The sequence below is a fragment of the Clostridium tarantellae genome (genome assembly GCF_009295725.1).
Taxonomy (GTDB): Bacteria; Bacillota; Clostridia; order Clostridiales; family Clostridiaceae; genus Sarcina; species Sarcina tarantellae.
This window is the reverse complement of record NZ_WHJC01000471.1, coordinates 1-1,637: the sequence shown is the minus strand read 5'-3', so window position 1 is coordinate 1,637 and position 1,637 is coordinate 1. Positions and strand designations below refer to the sequence as shown.

Here is a 1,637-nt window from a genome sequence, read left to right as displayed (position 1 = left end):
AATTTAAGGAGGAATTATGAACATAGATAATATAGTTAAAATTTTACACAAAACAAGTTTGTTTAAAAATTTAAATGAATTTGAGATAAAAGAAATATTAAATAATGAAATTTATAAAATAAAAGAGTATTCAAAAGGAGAGATAATAGCTAATCAAGGAGAAAAATGTACTAGTTTATCTATAGTTATTAATGGTAAAGCTAGTGTTCAAACCATATACAAGGATGGGAAAATTTTAACATTAGCTAATTTTCAATGCAGTGATATATTTGCAGAAGCTTTATTATTTTCTAAAAATAAAGAATATCCTTCTACGGTTATAGCTTTGGAAAAATGTAAAATTTTATCTTTCCCAAAAAATAGTATATTGCATATAATGAAAGAGAATAAAATTTTTTCAGAAAATATATTACAATTATTATCAGAAAAAATAATTTTACTAAATAAAAAAATAAATATTATAGAGCTAGATTCCATAAGAAGAAAAATTTGCAAAACATTATTAGATAATTATAAAAAATCACATAATAAAATTTATAATATAACATCAAAAAAAGAACTAGCAGAGGAACTTGGAATACCTAGACCTTCTTTATCAAGAGAATTAATAAAAATGAAAAATTTAAATTTAATAGATTTTAATTTAAAAGAAATAAAAATAGTAAATTTAAAAGATATAGAGAATGAATTTTACAATGTATAAAATGAAATCAATTAAAAATTATTTAAATTAAATTTTGCAATAATAAATTAGAGGAAAAATTACAATTAAATGGAATATATTAAAAAATAAGGATTGAAAAATAATTATTGTAGTTATATAATAATTGTTGTTAGGAAATATCAATTAGGAGGAATGAAAAATGAAAAGTTTAATAAATACTGAAACAGCTAAAAATTTATTTAAATCTTTTGTTGGTGAATGTCAAGCTAGAATGAGATATACTTATTTTGCAAGTCAAGCTAAAAAAGAAGGTTATGTTCAAATATCAAATATTTTTATGGAAACTGCTGATAATGAAAAAGAACATGCTAAAGTATTTCTTAAATATTTAAAAGATGAATTTAATGGGGAAGCTTTTAATGTTAATGCTGATTATCCATTAGAATTTCCAGCAGGAACATTACAAAATTTGAAATATGCTGCAGCAGGTGAACATGATGAAAATACAGATTTATATCCAATATTTGCAGATGTAGCAGAAAAAGAAGGATTCCCAGAAATTGCAGCTTCTTTTAGAATGATTACAATAGCTGAAAAAGCTCATGAAAGAAGATATTTAAAATTAGCTGAAAATATAGAGAAAGGTCAAGTATTCCAAAAAGATGAAGTTGTTCTTTGGAAATGTGACAATTGTGGATTTATTTGGGAAGGTAAATCAGCACCAGTAAAATGTCCGGCATGTAAACATCCACAAGCATATTTTGAAGTGTTTAAAGAGACTTATTAAAATTTATAACTAACCTTTTTTATATATAGATAAACAGTTAAATTTTATTTATTTTTATTAAATTATTATTTCATTAAGTTAAAAATACTGATAAAAATAGAATGGCTATTATGAAATTTTTATAGTAACTAATCTAGTTTTATCATTTAAATTATTAAATGTTAGAAGTAGTATTATGATATATAT

The 1,637-nt window shown here is 21.9% G+C and carries 2 protein-coding genes; both read left to right on the top strand.

Features of this window, described 5'->3' with window-relative positions:
• Positions 1–16 precede the first annotated feature (16 nt).
• Positions 17–703, top strand: coding sequence for a Crp/Fnr family transcriptional regulator (locus tag GBZ86_RS15665; RefSeq protein ID WP_152892208.1), 687 nt, complete (start codon positions 17–19; stop codon positions 701–703).
• Between the two features lie 160 nt (positions 704–863).
• A complete protein-coding gene (rbr, locus tag GBZ86_RS15660; protein ID WP_152892206.1) occupies positions 864–1,451 on the top strand; it encodes a rubrerythrin in 588 nt (195 codons plus the stop codon).
• Positions 1,452–1,637: the final 186 nt, after the last annotated feature.

Bases quoted from the DNA above. Each gene is read 5' to 3' on its own strand.
- GBZ86_RS15665 (WP_152892208.1), top strand. From the start codon at position 17: ATGAACATAGATAATATAGTTAAAATTTTACACAAAACAAGTTTGTTT.
- rbr (WP_152892206.1), top strand. From the start codon at position 864: ATGAAAAGTTTAATAAATACTGAAACAGCTAAAAATTTATTTAAATCT.